The sequence below is a fragment of the Poriferisphaera corsica genome (assembly GCF_007747445.1).
GTDB lineage: Bacteria > Planctomycetota > Phycisphaerae > Phycisphaerales > Phycisphaeraceae > Poriferisphaera > Poriferisphaera corsica.
The window spans coordinates 3,857,189-3,875,594 of record NZ_CP036425.1; the positions used below are offsets into that span (position 1 = coordinate 3,857,189).

13 protein-coding genes are annotated in these 18,406 nt (G+C 49.4%); 5 read left to right on the plus strand and 8 right to left on the minus strand.

Annotation, left to right across the window (positions count from 1 at the left end):
- Window positions 1-22: 22 nt before the first annotated feature.
- The 3 genes from KS4_RS15730 to KS4_RS15740 form a co-directional block, all read right to left on the minus strand.
- The gene (locus tag KS4_RS15730; protein WP_200761353.1) at window positions 23-835 is read right to left on the minus strand and encodes a sugar-binding protein; all 813 of its coding nucleotides are present in this window, start codon (window positions 833-835) and stop codon (window positions 23-25) included.
- A gap of 164 nt (window positions 836-999) precedes the next feature.
- A complete protein-coding gene (locus tag KS4_RS15735; protein ID WP_145080348.1) occupies window positions 1,000-1,854 on the minus strand; it encodes a hypothetical protein in 855 nt (284 codons plus the stop codon).
- A 213-nt stretch (window positions 1,855-2,067) separates the two neighbouring features.
- Window positions 2,068-5,313, minus strand: a complete 3,246-nt coding sequence (locus tag KS4_RS15740; RefSeq protein WP_145080351.1) for a valine--tRNA ligase — start codon at window positions 5,311-5,313, stop codon at window positions 2,068-2,070.
- 648 nt (window positions 5,314-5,961) lie between these two features.
- On the opposite strand from KS4_RS15740, the gene KS4_RS15745 reads away from it, so the two are divergent.
- Window positions 5,962-6,822: an isochorismatase family protein gene (locus tag KS4_RS15745; RefSeq protein WP_200761354.1), complete on the plus strand. Its 861-nt coding sequence runs from the start codon at window positions 5,962-5,964 to the stop codon at window positions 6,820-6,822.
- Window positions 6,823-6,897: 75 nt separating this feature from the next.
- Window positions 6,898-7,413, plus strand: a complete 516-nt coding sequence (locus KS4_RS15750; protein ID WP_145080354.1) for a YHS domain-containing (seleno)protein — start codon at window positions 6,898-6,900, stop codon at window positions 7,411-7,413.
- 371 nt (window positions 7,414-7,784) lie between these two features.
- Here the strand turns inward: KS4_RS15750 and KS4_RS15755 are convergent, their stop codons facing one another.
- Complete coding sequence (locus KS4_RS15755; RefSeq protein ID WP_145080357.1) at window positions 7,785-9,536, minus strand: zinc ribbon domain-containing protein; 1,752 nt, start codon at window positions 9,534-9,536, stop codon at window positions 7,785-7,787.
- A gap of 200 nt (window positions 9,537-9,736) precedes the next feature.
- Between KS4_RS15755 and KS4_RS15760 the strand changes: the two genes are divergently transcribed.
- Window positions 9,737-10,960, plus strand: coding sequence for a glycosyltransferase (locus tag KS4_RS15760; RefSeq protein WP_145080360.1), 1,224 nt, complete (start codon window positions 9,737-9,739; stop codon window positions 10,958-10,960).
- An 869-nt stretch (window positions 10,961-11,829) separates the two neighbouring features.
- Here the strand turns inward: KS4_RS15760 and ffh are convergent.
- The 4 genes from ffh to KS4_RS15780 all read right to left on the minus strand — a co-directional run bounded on the left by ffh (window position 11,830) and on the right by KS4_RS15780 (window position 15,562).
- Complete coding sequence (gene ffh / locus KS4_RS15765) at window positions 11,830-13,347, minus strand: signal recognition particle protein (protein ID WP_145080362.1); 1,518 nt, start codon at window positions 13,345-13,347, stop codon at window positions 11,830-11,832.
- A 290-nt stretch (window positions 13,348-13,637) separates the two neighbouring features.
- Window positions 13,638-14,276, minus strand: a complete 639-nt coding sequence (locus KS4_RS15770) for an RsmD family RNA methyltransferase (RefSeq protein WP_200761355.1) — start codon at window positions 14,274-14,276, stop codon at window positions 13,638-13,640.
- A gap of 53 nt (window positions 14,277-14,329) precedes the next feature.
- Window positions 14,330-14,947, minus strand: a complete 618-nt coding sequence (locus KS4_RS15775) for a hypothetical protein (RefSeq protein ID WP_145080368.1) — start codon at window positions 14,945-14,947, stop codon at window positions 14,330-14,332.
- A 6-nt stretch (window positions 14,948-14,953) separates the two neighbouring features.
- Window positions 14,954-15,562 carry a type II secretion system protein gene (locus KS4_RS15780; protein WP_234698822.1) on the minus strand — a complete coding sequence of 203 codons (609 nt, stop codon included), beginning with the start codon at window positions 15,560-15,562 and terminating at the stop codon, window positions 14,954-14,956.
- 485 nt (window positions 15,563-16,047) lie between these two features.
- Here KS4_RS15780 and KS4_RS15785 point away from each other — a divergent pair, with 485 nt between their 5' ends.
- The gene (locus tag KS4_RS15785) at window positions 16,048-16,905 is read left to right on the plus strand and encodes a class I SAM-dependent methyltransferase (protein WP_145080374.1); all 858 of its coding nucleotides are present in this window, start codon (window positions 16,048-16,050) and stop codon (window positions 16,903-16,905) included.
- A 349-nt stretch (window positions 16,906-17,254) separates the two neighbouring features.
- On the plus strand, window positions 17,255-18,103 hold the full coding sequence (locus KS4_RS15790) for a DUF2806 domain-containing protein (RefSeq protein WP_145080377.1): 849 nt from the start codon (window positions 17,255-17,257) through the stop codon (window positions 18,101-18,103).
- Window positions 18,104-18,406: the final 303 nt, after the last annotated feature.

The following is an 18,406-nucleotide window of genomic DNA, read 5'->3' on the forward strand; positions in this document are numbered from 1 at the left end:
TCATTTAATGCCAACGAACTGATTACTTGTTTCGACGCTCTAGATAAACATTTCCAAATTTCGATTCATTCCTAAACGGCCACTTAGATGCCCCCTTCCAATACAACGCGCTCTCTCGTCCCTTCCCATCATCATCCTGCATCGAAAGCGTGAATCCAATTGTCTTACCCGGACCAGCAATCCCCCCCATCACACCCCAGGCCAAACGCATTTCATATTTCACGACATACCCAGCCCCATCATCTCCCCTAACTTTTGTTGCACCTGACCAATACGCATCTTGCCCAAATGTTCTCGGATATCCTGAATAATCACTATTTGCAGACCCATTAGCTACGAGCGCAAACTCGCCGCCATACTTCAGTTCATCACGATCTTTCGTCCGCGAATCCTCAATTTTATTGTGATCTCCATCAATAAACACTTCAAGCGTATCATCCGCCCATGATGGGATCTTCCCAATCTCACCCACCTCGCAACTATCTGTTGAATACACATCATCATAGACCTGCACAGCAACATACAGCGCATCATCATCACATCGAACTGCAAATCCGAACCATAAATCTTTCCCACCATCTAGCGCTTTCGTTTCTTCATCTAATACACCATTCTCTTGGTCTACCCACTGCCATTCTACATCTCTCCATTCATCCAGTTCACCATCTACCACAATACCCTCCTGATACTTCGCAATCAGCGTATCCGCATCCACCGCGACATCACATCCACAATCTGGTGCAACACTTCCAACACCACCTATTCTTTGATTCGCACACCCAGTCATTAATACACAACCACATACAACCATCATCAACGCAATTCGACTCAACATCTTCACACCCTTTATATACATGCTTCATTGCGTGCGCCGTATCAATAACATGTTACATGATCAGATAAAACCACTTGCTATCACAAAGCAAGCCGCGCTATCGCAAGGTATCAACCAACATCAAGAATGTGCATCATACCCAACCCCAAACAACCGTGGAACACTTATTTTGCAGACTCAAAACCCATACGCTCTACAAACACATTAATTTCACGCAGATGCAGCATATGAGCATCTCCATCATTCCCAGCACAACCAATCACAACAAACCCATCCTTCTCTGCCTTGCTCACTTGCTCAAACCCTTCAGCTAAAACAGCATACTCTTTTACCCGCTTTGTACCCGCCGCCTCAATAAGATCATCTGCCGTTTCCTGAGTTCCTGCATAGCTACCCGGCACAACCTCGCTATGTGTAATAATCATCTGTTTTTCACCCTCACCTGCAGCACGCGCGAATCTTCGAAAATTTTTCATATGCTCGCCATAAGGCACATTTTTCCCTTCCACCTTCTCATACCCCGCATACAGCGAATCCGCCATCAACAACACAGATATCTGATCAAAATATCTTTCATCCTTCAAAATCTCACGTACCGCCCCAAAGCCCGCACTAAATGAAGACACTCCAATTCGGCCCAATTTCAAATCATCTGAAAACCGATCCAACTCATGTGTACACATAAGCGCTTCAAGTAACATACGATCAAATAAATCTCGATCTTCTTTAAACGGCTTCGTATACACACTACTCAAACCATTCAAACTCACTGCTAAAACAGCCACGTTCAATTTCGAATCATCTATCTCTTCAATAACATAGGATGGGTTCCCATGAAAATGCACCAACAGATCAATCCGCCCATCAATTGCCTTCAAGTGCTTCGGCACATACACCCGCCCCATCGACAGCTCATACCACTTCCCCTTCTCCGCATCCGCAGCATAAGCGATGCCATGACCAACAACCCCAACAAGCAGAGACAGCAACAAAACCAGTAGCATCGTTATTCGCACCATCAATATTCTCCATAACCAGTCAGCCACCCCGCCTATCGCATATTCACCACAGCAACATCATAACTCTCAAAATCAATTTCTGAAATACTTTCATCCAACATTAGAACTATAAACACCTTAAGTAACCCTTAATTCGCATACCCTTCACAAACCTCACAAAAAAACCTGCCAGATTACTCTGACAGGTTATTCTCATCGATTCTACTTGTCTGTTTAACTCAAAGCTGCCAGCTGCGATTCGACACTCGCAAGCTCCTTTTCCGCTTCCATCAATTGGTCGCGTGTCTGCTGCACAAGGTGCTCCGGTGCTTTATCAACATAACTACTATTCGACAGTCTACCCTTCAATGCCCCCACGCTCTTCACAAGCTCAGATTTACGCTTATCCAGCCTCGTTCGTTCTGTATCCGCATCAATCAAACCATGCAGGTAAACCTCAAACTCGCCCACAGTTGTCACGGCAGCATCCCCAGGCTTCTCAACCTCATCACCAAACGCAACCAACTTCACGTTTGCAAGCGCCTCAGCAAAACCCCCTTCGACCAACACACGTTCTATTGCATGCTTAGGGCCCCTCACTGACACTTCCACCGTCTCACGAGGCACGACTTTATACGTCGTACGCACCTCACGAATCGCACCAATCACAGCCTGCATTTTCTCGAAAATCTCGCCTGCATGTTCATCCACATGCAACACATTAACCTTCGGCCAAGCCGCTTTCATCAGCAACCCACTGCCCTCAGCATCAATCCCCTCTATCCCTCGATTAGGCATGACTGCGTTCAATGCTTCCCACAATTTCTCAGTCACAAACGGCATAGACGGATGCAACAGCCTCAACGACACATCAATACACGTCGCTAATACCTGCTTCTGCTTCCCATTCTCACGAATCGTCGGCTTAACCGCCTCAATATACCAGTCACATAAATCTCGCCAGAAGAAATCATATAAATCCTGCGTATATACACTGAACTCATACCCCTCCAAAGCCTTACTCGCACCATTCATCACATTCGCCAACCTGCCAATGATCCAACGGTCCGCAACACCCAATCCCTCGTCACTCGGGCTGACCGGCCCATCAGCCTGCTCGCCTTCACTCAAATTCCCCAAACTAAACCGTACCGCATTCCAAAGCTTATTCGCAAAACGCTGGCCGTAGTCAAATTTCTCACTCGTATTACGTGCCGCCGGCACGTCCTCACGTGGCTTCGCAACGCCTGAAGCAACACCATAAGAGCTGATCATCTGACCACCCTTATATTCCTGCTCTGGTGCAGCGACCTTATGACCACCACTCGCAGTAATGTACTTAGGCGTAAACGTCTCACCACTATGCGGATCAACCATATCCACAGACATCCTCACGTCTTGCGTCTGAGTCGTCATGCTCGTAAGCGTAAACCGCATCGCATCTGCACCGTGACTATGAATAATATCCAGCGGATCGACCCCATTCCCCAACGACTTACTCATCTTTTGGCCATGACCATCTTGAATCATCGCATGAATAAACACGTCCTTAAACGGCAATCTATTCATAAAATAGACATTAAACATCACCATGCGGCTAACCCACAACGTAATGATTTCTCTCGCCGTACTCAGCACACTTGTAGGATTCCATTTTTGCAATACCTCGTTCGCAGCATCCAACGCACGATCATTCACCCACCCCATCGTGCTCATCGGCCAAAGCGCCGAGCTAAACCACGTATCCAAAACATCAGGATCCTGTTCAAAACCAAGATCCTCTAACAGCTTCACCGCATCAGCATCATCTTCACTTCTCACGCAAATATAACTCGCGCTTAGATCAACCTGACGCTGTTGGCCCTGCATATCCGTATCGTTATGCTGCAATGCAATCCGATCCTCATTCCGCATCGCAACCAACGTTTCAAGCATCAATCGAAGCTGCTCTTCGCTCCGCGAATCAATCTTCTCATCATGCTTAAACGACCACACCGGAATCCGATGCCCCCACCACAACTGGCGAGAAATACACCAGTCCCGAATATTCTCATGCCACATCTGGAAAGTTTTCGCATAACGCGGCGGCTGGAACTCCAAACCACCTTCCCATTCACCCTGCGCTGCCCGCCCATCCTTACATGCAAACGAATCACCACGCTTCCACACACAACCATCTAATTCCTGACGCTGCTCCTGCTTCATCGCACGCAGCGCCGCACCCGCCAAACGATCATCCGCAACCTTCACATACCACTGATCCGAGAGCCAAGGCTCAACCGCAACATGTGAACGATAGCTATGCCCCACCGCATGACGGTACGGCTTAATCTCCGCCATCAATTCCTTTTCTTTAAACCAACGCACGATCCACTTCCGCGCCTCCTCACGAGACAAACCCAATATCGGCTCTATCTCCTGAATAGTACATTCATCCCAATCTTCCCAACCAAAATCTTTGCTAATCGCCCCATCCGGCCCCATCACATTAATCACAGGCAGATTATGCCTTAATCCAATCTCCCAGTCGTTAGGATCATGCGCCGGCGTCACCTTCAAAAACCCGCTCGCCATTTTCGCTTTCGCATCATCACTTTTTTCATCCGGGATCACCACATAATCATCCCCAACAATCGGAATAATCCGCCCTACAATCGGCAACCTCACATGCATCCCAATAAACTTCGCACGCGGCTCATCATCAGGATTCACCGCCACCGCCGTATCACCCAACATCGTCTCCGGGCGTGTCGTCGCCACAGTTGCAAAGTCACCCGTATCAACCCATTCCCCATCATCATTCTTCTCAACCACAGGATACTTCATATACCAGAAGCTCCCATCCACATCCTGCATTTCGACTTCATCATCCGCCAGCGCAGTCTGCGTCGCAGGATCCCAGTTCACTAACCGCTTACCGCGATAAATCAGGTCATCCTTAAACAGCTTATAAAAAGCCTCTCTCACCGCCTTCGCGCACTGCTCGTCCATCGTAAATCGCTGACGATCCCAGTCACACGAGCACCCCATCAGCTTTAACTGACTCGAAATCACCCCCTCATACTCATCCTTCCAAGCCTGAATCTTGCCCACAAATTCATCACGCTCAAAATCTGTTCGCTTCTTTCCCTCTTCCGCCATGACACGCTTCTCAACCACCGTCTGCGTCGCGATCCCCGCATGATCCGTCCCCGGCATCCACATCGCATTCTTACCCAACATCCGGTTATAACGCACCAACACATCCTGCAACGTATTGTTCAGTGCATGCCCCAAGTGCAGCGCAGCCGTAACATTCGGCGGCGGAATCACCACACCATACGCCTCACCCTCATCACTCGGATCCCCATGCCACGCCTTCACCGCATCCCACTTCGCAGCCATCGCATCTTCAACCGCCTCCGGTCGATATTGGCTCGCTAATTCAAATCCACCCACCTGCTGCGCTTGTCCCTGTTCCATTTCTTGATTCTCAGACATCTTTTATAACCTTCTGCAAATCCAATGATTACAAGCCAGCCATCAAAGCAGCTCAACCATCATTATTGACGTTATGTATTAGTTTGTTCTCCCAACACGAGAACCGTGTCAGGCGTATCATTCCGTGCAATCAAACAGATCACACATCCCTTTCACAGAAGGGGAAGGATCGGGGGTCGTCCCCTCAGCGAACGGCGACGCCGACCGCTACATGACTTTGCATCATCATCCGAATCATATCAGCCGCATTATAGCAACATTAAACCTCGACTGACCAACCACCTACTATCAACACAAACACTTCTAGACGTCATCTCCGCGAGCATCCAATCCCGCTCAAAACAGCCGCACATTTACGACGTATCTTGCAACAAATACCGCGTCACACCCCACTCCTGATCATCAACCGCTCATCTCAAATCCCAAGCATCACCTATCTATCTTACGAAATATCGCAAATACATTTACTAATTTTCGTAATTATACGATTTTATCAACACCCTTTATTTCATCCGGCCAGATTATAAGCACTTAAATTCAAAGTACTTAAACACTACTTGACTTTTGGCACGCGCTTTGCACTAACCGCAACAACGAGAAGCCAGAAAGTCTGGCAGAAGCACACAAACAAACTTTAGGACAAACCGTATGCCATCTTTCACCACAAAACTAAGCGTCAAACAAACCAGCCTCACCCTTGGAGCCTGTGCCCTCGTCGGCACCCTCGCCACAACCATGCTCCTCAGCACCAGCTCCGTTGACGCCAAACCAAGCTCGCTCAAAAAAGTCGAAGCCTCCGCACACCCCGGCGGCAAACCCGAAGCACCACTCCCCAAATACGACATCAAGCTCGATCCCAACCGCGTCGCCGTCGTCATCACCGACCCACAAAACGATTTTCTCAGTCCAAACGGCGTCACATGGGGTGTCGTCGGCGAATCCGTCACCGAAAACAACACCGTCCAGCACATCCACGACCTTTTCGTCACCGCACAAAGCAACAACATCCCCGTCTTCGTCAGCCCACACTACTACTACAAGCACGACCACACCTGGAAATTCGAGGGCGCTCTCGAATCACTCATGCACCAAATCGGCATGTTCGATCGCCCCAACGCACTCGACCTCACTAACTTCGAAAACTCTGGCGCCGATTGGCTCGATCAATACAAACCTTACATCAACAACAAAAATACAACCGTCACCAGCCCACACAAAGTTTACGGGCCAGAAACCAACGACCTCATCCTACAACTCCGCAAGCAAGGCATCGACCAAGTCATCCTCGCCGGCATGTCCGCGAACCTTTGCACCGAAGCACACATGCGTGAACTCGTCGAACAAGGCTTCGAAGTCATCGTCGCCGCCGATGCAACCGCTGCCGCCAAGCTCCCTCACTACGACGGCTACGAAGCCGCTTACATCAACTTCCGCTTCATCGCCAACGGTGTATGGACAACCGACCAAGCCGTCATCGAACTCAACAAAGCCGGCCGCGCCAAAAAATAGCCAACCTTTTACCAAAGCCTCATAACAAACAACAGGCTTCGCATTAGAGCGAAGCATCAAACCGGAGATATTAAAATGACTCGCCTGAAGAACTACCCAATGACAATTATTGCCGTCACCGGCCTCCTCTTCGTCAGTATCGTTACCGTCATGGAAGTCACAGCCAAACCAAACACATCACCCTCAAACTCAAAAGCTTACCTCCACGCCTACAACCTCCCAGCCTCAGGCCTCGCTCTCGACGGCTACTGCCCCGTCGCATACCACGTACTCAACAAACCCGTCAAAGGCTCTCCCGAACACTCATCCATCTACAACAGCGTCACCTACAACTTCGTCAACGCCGACGCTAAAAAATACTTTGATCAAAACCCTGAAAAATACCTCCCTGCCTATGGCGGCTGGTGCGCCTTCGGTATGGCCATCGAAGATAAATTCCCCGTCGACCCCACCAACTTCAAAATCGTCGACGGCAAGCTCATGCTCTTCCTACGCAACCAAAACGTTGACGCCCTAAAACTCTGGAACCAAAACAATGAGGAATCCCAACTCACCAAAGCCAACAAGCACTGGGAAAAAGTAAGCCAATAATCCGTAACCCAAACACCCACACGTAGCTTCGCATTGACAAAACACAAAAGCAAAATGGCATCAGCCTAAAATAACCATAAAAGTCAATAAACAAGCCTACATAGCGAGTGTATATAAAAAGCCGATTGCCCAATGACTCAATGGATTTGAGTATCGCTCAAAGCAAACTGCTCACTGAGCAACCAAACAAACATCAAAGGCATGACGCCCACCAACGAGTCATTTCGCAAACGCTTAAGAGCATCAAACTTGCTCAACAGATCAACCCGATCACGATACACAGTGATCGCCCAAAAAATTGAATCACCACGGTATGACAACCATACCACTCCTAACCCAGCTGGCGCGATCCACCCATCCCGCCAGCTTTTTCATTGAAGAACCACCTCCGTATCCCACTCAACTTCACTCACATCATAGACCCACGCATAACACCTACCCTTAATATCATTCCGATGCTTCCCAATAATCCATAATTGCCCTATATCATCCAAGATCGCCCCACCAACCTTCACCCCATGAACAGCTACCCGGCCAATCTCCCGCACAACCTCACCGCTACAATCAACCGATTCATCCGCATACAATCGACCATCTTTATCTACGAGCAATCGCCTACCTGCATCATAAAAATCATTCTTTTTGTAACCTCTGCTATACTCAAATGACCGCCGTCTCATATCTTCAACCACAACAGCGTCAATAGCCTCATGATCTCGCCATTCTTCTCCGATCACCTCAATCAAAGCCGCTACTTTCTTCTCATCCACACGTGATTCGATCATCCCCATGGCCTGCTTCACCCTGCCCCACGCATCGCCTACAACCGCCTGATAAGCTGCTGATTCTCCTCGCTTTTCAACCGCCATCACACTCGCAAATTGTTTTCGCTTCAAATCAAACCCCATCACGACATGCGTTTTCACATCCTCTTCCACCTCCCAATCATCCCAGTAGTGATCATCTTCACCGTGCACCAAATACACACCTTTTTCCACCTCATACTGGCGCCACATCATCCGATTCTGCGTTTCATCTGCTGCATTCAAATAGCCCGTATTGAATATCCGTACCTCACTACCATAATCACGTCCATTTGATTCGTTCAGTAAATCATCAATCCCCGTCGCTACAAATCGTCTCATCATCGCCGCTTCACCATCAACCAAATAGAATCTCCCAGCGTGATGACCATCACTATTATCATAATCTTCATCTATCGGCTCGTAGTACCACAACCCATCTCCCCAAACAAACCATTCAGGCACATCAACACGATTCGGTCCGTTGTCTAAACTATCCCCTAAATATTGATATTCAGCATAACTCACACCGTCATCGTAAATCATCGGCCGCCTGACTACTTCGTCTCCCTGTATATCCAAGACCACAAGATCCCCACCCCAAACTTCATGCCATCTCGTAAACCCTTTAAGCCAATCACTTCCATATTGATGAATCATTCGACTCGCCAAACCACTCCTTATACTCAACCACCGACTCACACCAATATCACGTATTGAGTACCTCAGATCCCATTGGCCATTAACATACCCAGCTAAACTACCATGATCTCCCATCCATTTCGCCACCGTTTCCACCCATCTCCAACGCCCTCTCTGCCCACTCAAATTTTCCCCGCCATACCACAACAAACTCACTATCGTCATCATCAAGATCACAACAGCAACAGCACCCCATCTCACCACCCTTTCACCAATCAAACGCCCCCGCCTCACCCTTCGTTCACGCCCGCCCTCGCCAATACCTTCAACACCACATTCCGGACAAAAAAGCTCATCATCTTCTAACCCCATTAACCCATACCCACACTTCCTGCAATACGGTTCATTCTCTCTCACATCCGTCAACACCCCCCGCCTCCTCCAAAGCCTCATCAACTGCCAAATCAGCACCAACACACCAACACCAAAAACGATCTCTAACCAAAAATGCACACCGTAAGACCACAAATCTAGATATCTCATCGATTCAGACACATAAACACCACCTCGCTCCGCCCCAATCTGCTTTACCGCCATCTTCATCTCTACATCCACCACATCCGCGTCAAACACAAACTCCGCCATCGGTCTAATCACTCGCCCAATTTCTTCTGCCATCACAGCCTCCGAATCTAAAGATTTCCAATTATCTTCCACTCATCTTCTCTGCCATACAAGCTTTTTTCATCACCTCAACTCCTCCACCCCCAAACATTCTCACACCAACCCCTTTCCCTATCTTGCTCCCTACCCTACACTGCCGATAAACTCATACATCGTTTCTTGGCTCCCGGTTCACCCATCCCAAACCACCCATCATGCCTCACAGAAACCCAAATCCCGCTCCCTATCAGCCGACCCATAACGAGCCCCCACGCCTCGTCGTCATCACCAATCTCCGCGCCATCACCCCTTCCTCTGACCGCGTCATTCTCACCGAAAAATTCGTCGACGGCATGTCCCAATACGCCTCACACTGGAACGGCCCCATCCGCGTCATCGCTCAACCCTCTCGCAGCACCGACTCCAACCTCGACCACATCGAATACCCCCTCTCCTCACTCCCCTTCGAATTCCGCTGCTTCAACTTCACGAACGATGCCCTCAAACCCGCCCTCCAGGATGCCGCCATCGTCCTCGCAGGCTTCGATCACGACAAAACCCTCCTCGCACCACTCTGCAAACAACTCAACGTCCCCCTCATCTACATCACCGAATACTCCACCCGCACCCAACTCCAAATCATCGCCGCAGGCAACGCCCCTTTCCTCAAAAAACTACGCGCCTCACTCTGGGTCAAACAACAACGCAAACCCAAAAACCGCGCCCTCTCACAAGCCACCGCCCTCCAATGCAACGGCACACCCACCTACAACGAATACACCTCCATCAACCCCAATCGCCTCCTCTACTTTGACACCCGCGTCACCGCCAACCTTCTCGCCACACACCAACAAATCGACAACCGCCGCGACGACCACTCACCCATCCGCCTCCTTTTCTCAGGCCGACTCATCCCCATGAAAGGCGCATCCCACCTCCCACACATCGCCCACTACCTCCTCGAAAACCGCACCCCCTTCCAACTTAAAATCGCAGGTGATGGCGAATCTCTCCTCGAAATTAAAAACCTCATCAAAACCTACAACCTTCAAGACCACGTCCAAACCCTCGGCAACCTCGACTTCAAATCACAACTCCTCCCACTCGCTAAATCATGGGCCGATCTCTTCGTCTGCCCACACCGCCAAGGCGACCCCGCCTGCACCTACCTCGAAACCTACTCCTGCGGAATCCCCATCGTCGGATACGACAACGAAGCACTCACCGGCCTCGTCTCACTCACAAACATCGGCTCAACCGTCCCCCTCAACAACACCAAACAGCTCGCCGATCGCATCACTGCATTCGCCCATAAGCGTGACAAACTCTACCGCCACGCCCACCGCGCCCTCGACTTCGCATCCGAAAACACGTTCGAACTCACTTTCAAAAAACGCATTGAACACCTCAAATACTACCTCAATCCCCCCCCTGCATAATCCCCTCCACACCAATACACCAACATATCAATACCCCCACTCCCATTTACCCGCTACCACCGCCTCTGCTCGTTTTGCCTCCCCACTTTTCTTCTATTCTCACAACCATTCTTTTTTATCTTCTCTCCTTCCTCATTTTCTTCCACACCTCTCTTTTATTCCTTACCCCTCTTACTGCTCACCCTCACCTCTCACCTCTCACCTCTCACCTCTCACCTCTCACAGAAGCTAATCAGCTATAGCAAAACAAACTAACTAATTATTAGATAGTAAAATAATTAGTTACAAGCCCATTTTTTAACCATACCGTCACCATTACAATCATTCTAGCCTTACACACTCCCCCAATCCTACAAATCTCAATAGCTAGCGATCCATGATCGCCGAACGCACATCCAGATCCACCGCATCTCACTATTCAAGCTTAATCGCTAACAAGTCACACTCGTTAGAATCCTCACCAATAAACCGCTCACCACCCGCCTCACCACACCACCTCGTCTCTTATCCCGCCACCGCATTTCACAGAACTACATAACTTCAGTGAGTTGTACTAACGAAATTATTAGTTAGCTTGAATTAAATAAAAAACATGACGACACACCCATTTTCTACTCTAGCAACAGCATTACTCGACATTCTCAACTGTTCAATGAACTGAGATATAAACAAACCACACTAACCCCAAATAAAAAAAGCCTCACGATCAAAATCGCAAGGCTCTCATTTCTTAATCTATATTCGCGCGTCATCTCAAGGACGACTTTGAAACCTCGATCCTAACGCAACAGGAAGGAGGGAGGGAAGGATTTTCGCGCGCCCTCTCAAGGGCAGGCTTGAAAACGATACTCCCACGCAACAGGGGGGGGTTACTTTCTTTTACGTTTTTTCTGCTTGAATGTTGGCTTATGCTTCGTGCTTCCCTTCATCTTCGGCATCCCATGCCCATGCTTACCACGCATCCCCGCCATCGCACCCGACCCCATCCCCGCCATACTCTTCACCTTACTCATCATCCCCGCACCACTCATCTGCTTCGACAGTTGGCTCACCATCTCAAACCCCTTCACCAACTGCGACACATCCTTCGCGTCCGATCCCGATCCCTTCGAGATACGCCGCCTACGCGAGTTGTCCAGCAAATCCACATCTTTACGCTCCGCCACCGTCATCGACTGAATAATCGCCTGCGTTCGATCAATCTGCTTATCATCCAGATTCAAATCCTTCAGCTGATTTCCGATCCCCGGCAACATCCCCAGCAAACTCTTCATCGACCCCATCTTCCGAATCGCCTGCAACTGCTTCAGGAAGTCGTCCATCGTCAACTTCCCTTTTTCCATCTTCTCCTGCAGCGCCAGCGCCTCCTCCTCACTCACCTGCTCCTGCGCCTTCTCAACCAACGACACCACATCACCCATCCCCAAAATCCTGCTCGCAATTCGCGACGCATGGAACTCCTCAAGCGCATCCAGCTTCTCACCCACACCAATAAACTTAATCGGCTCCCCAACAATCTTCTTCACCGTCAGCGCCGCACCACCACGCGTATCCGAATCAAACTTCGTCAGCACCACACCGTCCAATTCCAACTGAGCATGGAACGCCTTCGCGCTGTTCACCGCATCCTGCCCCGTCATCGCATCAATCACCAAATAAATCTGGTGCGGGTTCACAGCATTACTCACCTGCCGCAACTCACCCATCAATTCATCATTCACATGCAACCGCCCAGCTGTGTCCAAAATCAACACATCTGCCCCTTGCAGCTTCGCACTCTCTAACGCACGATTAGCCACCTGCACCGCAACACCCACAGCCTGCCCATACTCCGCACATTTCTCAGGCTCGCCGTGGAACATCACCTTCCCTGAACCCTCAACCTCCTGCTCAACCTGATTCGCCAACACTTCCAACTGCGTCACCGCCGCCGGCCGCTGCAAGTCGCACGCCGCCAGCATCACGTTCTTGCCCCGCTTCTTCATGTACCCCGCCAACTTACCACACGTCGTCGTCTTTCCACTCCCCTGCAAACCCGACATCATAATAATCGTCGGCCCCGGCTGGACATACATGATCGGCTCACGTTCAATCGGACGCCCCTCATCATCCATCGCCTCCTCACCACCCAACAACTTCACCAACTCATCATGCACAATCTTAATCATCTGCTGACCAGGCTCAACGCTCTTCAGCACCGATTCACCCAATGCCTCAGTCAACACTGTCTCACAGAACGCTTCTGCCACTTCATAATGAACATCCGCCTCCAGCAGCGCCTCCCGCACCTCGTCCATGCTCTCGCGAACATTACCTTCACTGATCGTTGCCTGCCCCGACAACTTCCGCATCACACCTTCAAATTTTTCGCTGAGATTCCCAAGCATTTTTAGTTTCTCCGATCAACCACGCCTATCGCATGATGAGTTATCACAAACAATCACACCACAAGCCCCGTACCGCTGGTGCGGGGGTGTAGTACAAAAACAAAAGCCCTAATGAAACACCCGAAGCGATAAACTTCCGGGGGAGGGGGATAAACCGAGAAATGTCATACCTTGATCGGAGGCTCGAACATTATACCCGAGCCACGGTCGCATCACCATCTCCCCCGATACGTCATACACCTCTTTCAATCCCACCCTTGACCCGACGCGCAAACAAATCGCCACCCCAATCATCTTCCAGCTGACTTCTCATAAAAGTGCAGCGACATCGACCCGTAATGATGCGGCTCAGGCTCCCCCCAACCCTCAACAACCGGCGCACCAATCAGCTCCGGCAACCTCAGCACCATCAAACCTTCATCATGCACAACCCCCGCCAACATCCCCATCATCCGCACGATCCGCTCCCGCTCCTCACCATGCGTCTCATGATCCATAAACCGGTACGGCGGATCAATAAACGCCATCGCATACAACTTCTCTGGCAACATATTCACCCAAGTCCCCGTCATCGCATTCGCCTGCACAACCTTCCCCCGATCCTCCTCACCCAATTCCAGCAAATTTGTCCTCAATCGTTCCACCGCATCCCGATCCATATCCACAAACGTCGCCGTCCGCGCACCTCGCGACAACGCCTCAATCCCCATGCTCCCCGTCCCACTAAACACATCCAGCACCGGCCCCGCAGGCACCTCCTCCGTATCCTCCTCATCCATCGCCGCAAACGGATCGTCTGGCAACAAACCCATCGCCCACAACCTGTTAAACAGATTCTCCTTCACACGATCCGTAATCGGCCGCGTCGTCTTCTCATCCGCCGGCCCAATCAATTTCCTACCACGATGTATTCCTGCTATGACTCTCATTCCTATATTATAGACCCTCTCAGCAAACTCGCACCCTTGCCCCCCAATCCCCATTACCAACCCATCCCAAGCGGATCTGCATCAACTCCCATCCTCTCTGCCACCGCCTCATCCAGAGCCGCCATATACGCATCTTCTTGAGCCGTCGTCCCCAAACCCCACCATTCACCCGATCCACCATCCTCACCATTCATCGCCGCCTCCGTCTCCTCTCCCCAATCTCGGCTCATCGCCTCCATCTCACGCATATACCCTAAAACCGCCTGATCTCGCTCCGCCTTCGTCTTCGCAAACGCAAACGATCGGCCATGCTGCACCATCTTCCACTCACCATACAACTCCGCGCCTAGCAATCCATGCTCCTTCACCAAACGCTTCTGATCCGCTAACGACATACCACGAAACAGCTCATCCGTCTTACGCATATACGACTCATACTCATCGCGGTCCAGATACATCATCGACTCGCTATTCAGCTCCCTCATCGCCTCCCCCGCATCCTTCGGCAATCCCGGCTTTGCCAACTCCCACATCAATACCCATCCACACAATGTCATCAACACCAACCCCAAACACATCGCCCCCCACCAACGTTTCTTCTTCCACCAACGATCCACGCCCTGCCCTCTCTGCCCTTTTTTCACTCGTCTTTTCTGTTTCTTTGTTCTCATCTTCATCTACTCCTCATTTTCCATCGCCTCAAGTTCAGACTCACTAAACCCTTCAACATGCCCATCCGCAAACACAACATTCTCATCTCGATGAAATTGACTAACCTCCAATTTGCTCCCATCCTCTAACTCAACACGTCCCGGCTCGTAGTCATACATCAACCAAACATCACTATCATTAAAACCCTCTCCCCAATACCGCATCGCCTGCGTCACCTCCAACACCTTCTTCCCTCGAAACATAATCTCATACATATAGCTCGACCCACACGCATCAAACAAAACATCATCACCATCGCATCGATACACCGCATTCTTTCCCTCTCGATCCAATGGCAAATAATTCTTCATCACAGAAGGTAATCCCTCCCGCAAATCTCCCGAAGCCACCGGGCTCGGCATAAACTTCGCATTCGGCAAATACCCCTCAAAATCCTGCAAATACGACTGCATCACCGTCCCAATCTGCCGCAGATTCGATTTACACTTCACCGACACTGCGCTCCCCCGAGCCATCGCCAAAGCCGGCATCAAAATACCTATCAATACCCCTATAATACTGATTACAACTAACAACTCGATTAACGTAAACCCAATCCGATATTTCTGTTTCATAACCATATCCCTCAATTTTCGCGCATTCCATAACATCCAACACCCTATGAGTGACACAACCTCACACTTGGTTTACCACCACATCCAAATTTCCCTTCACCCCTGTTGCGTACGGATTTAGCTTCCAAGACCGGATCTTGAACAGACGCGCGTCTCTCCCCCCTGTTACATTTGGCCATCACTTACAAGCCCGCCCTTGATCCCTCGCGCACCACAAGCCCATGATCAGCAGAGGATAACTCACCATTTCTCCAACAAGCCCGCCACCGCTGGTGGCGGGGTATCCTACAACCCAACAACCAATCGTCTGCAACCTCTTAAAGCACACAACAATTCCAACCAGCCTAGAGATCCAAAAGAAACCGAGAAAGTGAACGAGTTCCCACCCCACCATTCTCCCCCCACCACTACCACTCACACCCGCATCCCCTTACAATACCAACCACACAACCAACCCCAACAAAAACGCGCAAGGAGCCGCCCTCATGGGTAAGCCCAAATCCAAAGATAAATCAAAATCTAAGCTGAAAACCAGCAAAAAATCACAACACACACAAGCAGAAACCGCCGACAAGTACCGCTGCTACCAACTCTCTGTCCAGGAACCCGAGCACGAAGCCGAGTTCTTCGACGATGTCTACCAACAAGAGTATGACCGTAAACCCGTCACACTCCGCGAAGACTTCTGTGGCACACACGCCGTCTGCTGCGAATGGGTCAAACTCGATGACGATAAAACCGCACTCGGCGTCGACCTCGATCCCGAATGCGTCGAATGGGGCATCGCCAACAACCAATCCGAACTCACCGACGAGCAGCGAACCCGCATTACCCTCGAACTCGACGACGTTCGCACCGTTTCCAAACAAAAATACGACATCCTCGCCGCCCAAAATTTCTCCTTTTGGCTCTTCAAGACTCGCAAAGAGCTCCTCGAATACCTCAAGATCGCCCACAAAAACCTCGGCAAAGAAGGCATGATGGTCATGGACATGATGGGCGGCGGCGAATGCTACGTCCCTCAAGAAGAAGAACGCGACATCGACGGCAAGTTCACCTACGTCTGGGAACAACACTCCTACAACCCCATCACGCACGACGCCTCCTTCTACATCCACTTCCGCTTCAAAGACGGCTCAGAAATCCACCGCGCCTTCGAATACCATTGGCGTTTCTGGTCCATCCCCGAAGTCCGTGAACTCCTCGAAGAAGCCGGCTTCTCCAAAACCGAAGTCTTCTGGGAAGGTGAAGACGAAGACGGCGAAGGCGACGACAACTGGGAAACCACTGAAGAAGCATACCCAGACCCCTCCTGGATCTGCTACATCACCGCCTACAAATAATCCCCCCCACCAACCACCTCCCCCCCGGAAGTTGACTACTTCCACGCCTAACATACAGTTAGACACATACTAAAAGTTAAAAAACGCTCAGCACCCCACTGAGCGTTTTTTATTTAACGAATGCAATCAACAACAAATCCACTAATAGCCGCGGAGCCACGCTCACCGGAAGCCTCACCCCCCTCCTTTCTCCCCTCTCCCCACAATCTTCTTAACCTCACAATCTCAATGACCTGCTTCCGGGGTCGGCCACCTAGAGGGCACATCCAAACAACATAAATAACCTTGCATTTAAGCACTTAATTGGAATACGATAAACACTCTCGCTCATCCGGCTGAAAGGCAATTCATGGAAACAGGCATCACATTATTAGGCGATCTCGGCAAACCAGCCACTGCACTTGTTGAAAAAATTGGGGTGGCTACTGGTATTCTATATGAACCAACAAGAATTAAACGTAAGGCCAGAGCTGAAGCAAAAGCTGAACACATTAAGGCAATTGCAAAAATCGACCAAGGCAGACAAGTACGCGCACTTCAAAGATTTATTGCTGAAGAAGAACGCAAGCAAGAAAACATGGAATCAATAATTGAACAAGCGTTCCCTCTGATTGATGATAACGCAAAGCCTAAAGCCATTGAAAATGATTGGCTGTTAAACTTTTTCGAAAAATGCAGACTTACATCAGACCAAGACATTCAGAAAATCTGGGCAGCAATACTCGCTGGTGAAGCTAACACAAATGGTAATTTCTCAAAACGAACAATCAACTGCTTAGCGGATTTTGATTCACGTGACGCTATGCTTCTCCAGCATCTATGCACTTTTGCGGTTACTTTTAATCAGGATCAGGCTATACTAATTTACAGTTTTCAAGATCGTATATATGACGGACCTATGCACATCTATGAACTATTACAGCATTTTCAATCTTTTGGCTTGCTCTCAATTAATAATATAAATTTTTATAATTTGGAATACCCCAGTATTGTGGATTTGAAGTACTTCTCTAAGAATAAAAAAATTCACAACCTTGACCATTCATACACAAAAATCAATATTGGCAAAGCCCTATTATCCAGAACTGGTTGCGAGTTAATAAAGGTATGCAAATCGTCACCTGAAGCTCTTGAATATGACAAATTTTATGCATACATGATTGATCGTTTAAAAAATCAAAAACTTTCAATTTATTAATAATCAATTCACAAAATAGTAATCTGATACACCACGGCAAGCACAGATATTCATAACTGCCAATACTCTATACTCAACTCCACATCCAACAACCCACAAGCCACCTACATATATTGGCTATAGTTAGCTATACTAACTAATTATTAGATAGCTTCAAACATTTTGCACGCATCTACTCAATCAACCACAACTCACACAAACGCGCCACGCTGAGTACCCATCCCCCCTCATTCCCTCATACCCACTAAACGCTCTGGAGCAAAAAACGTGCGCGTAAATTGTTCAATAACCAAACGATTTTTG

Bases quoted from the DNA above. Each gene is read 5' to 3' on its own strand.
- KS4_RS15730 (WP_200761353.1), bottom strand. From the start codon at position 835: ATGTTGAGTCGAATTGCGTTGATGATGGTTGTATGTGGTTGTGTATTA.
- KS4_RS15735 (WP_145080348.1), bottom strand. From the start codon at position 1,854: ATGGTGCGAATAACGATGCTACTGGTTTTGTTGCTGTCTCTGCTTGTT.
- KS4_RS15740 (WP_145080351.1), bottom strand. From the start codon at position 5,313: ATGTCTGAGAATCAAGAAATGGAACAGGGACAAGCGCAGCAGGTGGGT.
- KS4_RS15745 (WP_200761354.1), top strand. From the start codon at position 5,962: ATGCCATCTTTCACCACAAAACTAAGCGTCAAACAAACCAGCCTCACC.
- KS4_RS15750 (WP_145080354.1), top strand. From the start codon at position 6,898: ATGACTCGCCTGAAGAACTACCCAATGACAATTATTGCCGTCACCGGC.
- KS4_RS15755 (WP_145080357.1), bottom strand. From the start codon at position 9,536: ATGGCAGAAGAAATTGGGCGAGTGATTAGACCGATGGCGGAGTTTGTG.
- KS4_RS15760 (WP_145080360.1), top strand. From the start codon at position 9,737: ATGCCTCACAGAAACCCAAATCCCGCTCCCTATCAGCCGACCCATAAC.
- ffh (WP_145080362.1), bottom strand. From the start codon at position 13,347: ATGCTTGGGAATCTCAGCGAAAAATTTGAAGGTGTGATGCGGAAGTTG.
- KS4_RS15770 (WP_200761355.1), bottom strand. From the start codon at position 14,276: ATGAGAGTCATAGCAGGAATACATCGTGGTAGGAAATTGATTGGGCCG.
- KS4_RS15775 (WP_145080368.1), bottom strand. From the start codon at position 14,947: ATGAGAACAAAGAAACAGAAAAGACGAGTGAAAAAAGGGCAGAGAGGG.
- KS4_RS15780 (WP_234698822.1), bottom strand. From the start codon at position 15,562: ATGAAACAGAAATATCGGATTGGGTTTACGTTAATCGAGTTGTTAGTT.
- KS4_RS15785 (WP_145080374.1), top strand. From the start codon at position 16,048: ATGGGTAAGCCCAAATCCAAAGATAAATCAAAATCTAAGCTGAAAACC.
- KS4_RS15790 (WP_145080377.1), top strand. From the start codon at position 17,255: ATGGAAACAGGCATCACATTATTAGGCGATCTCGGCAAACCAGCCACT.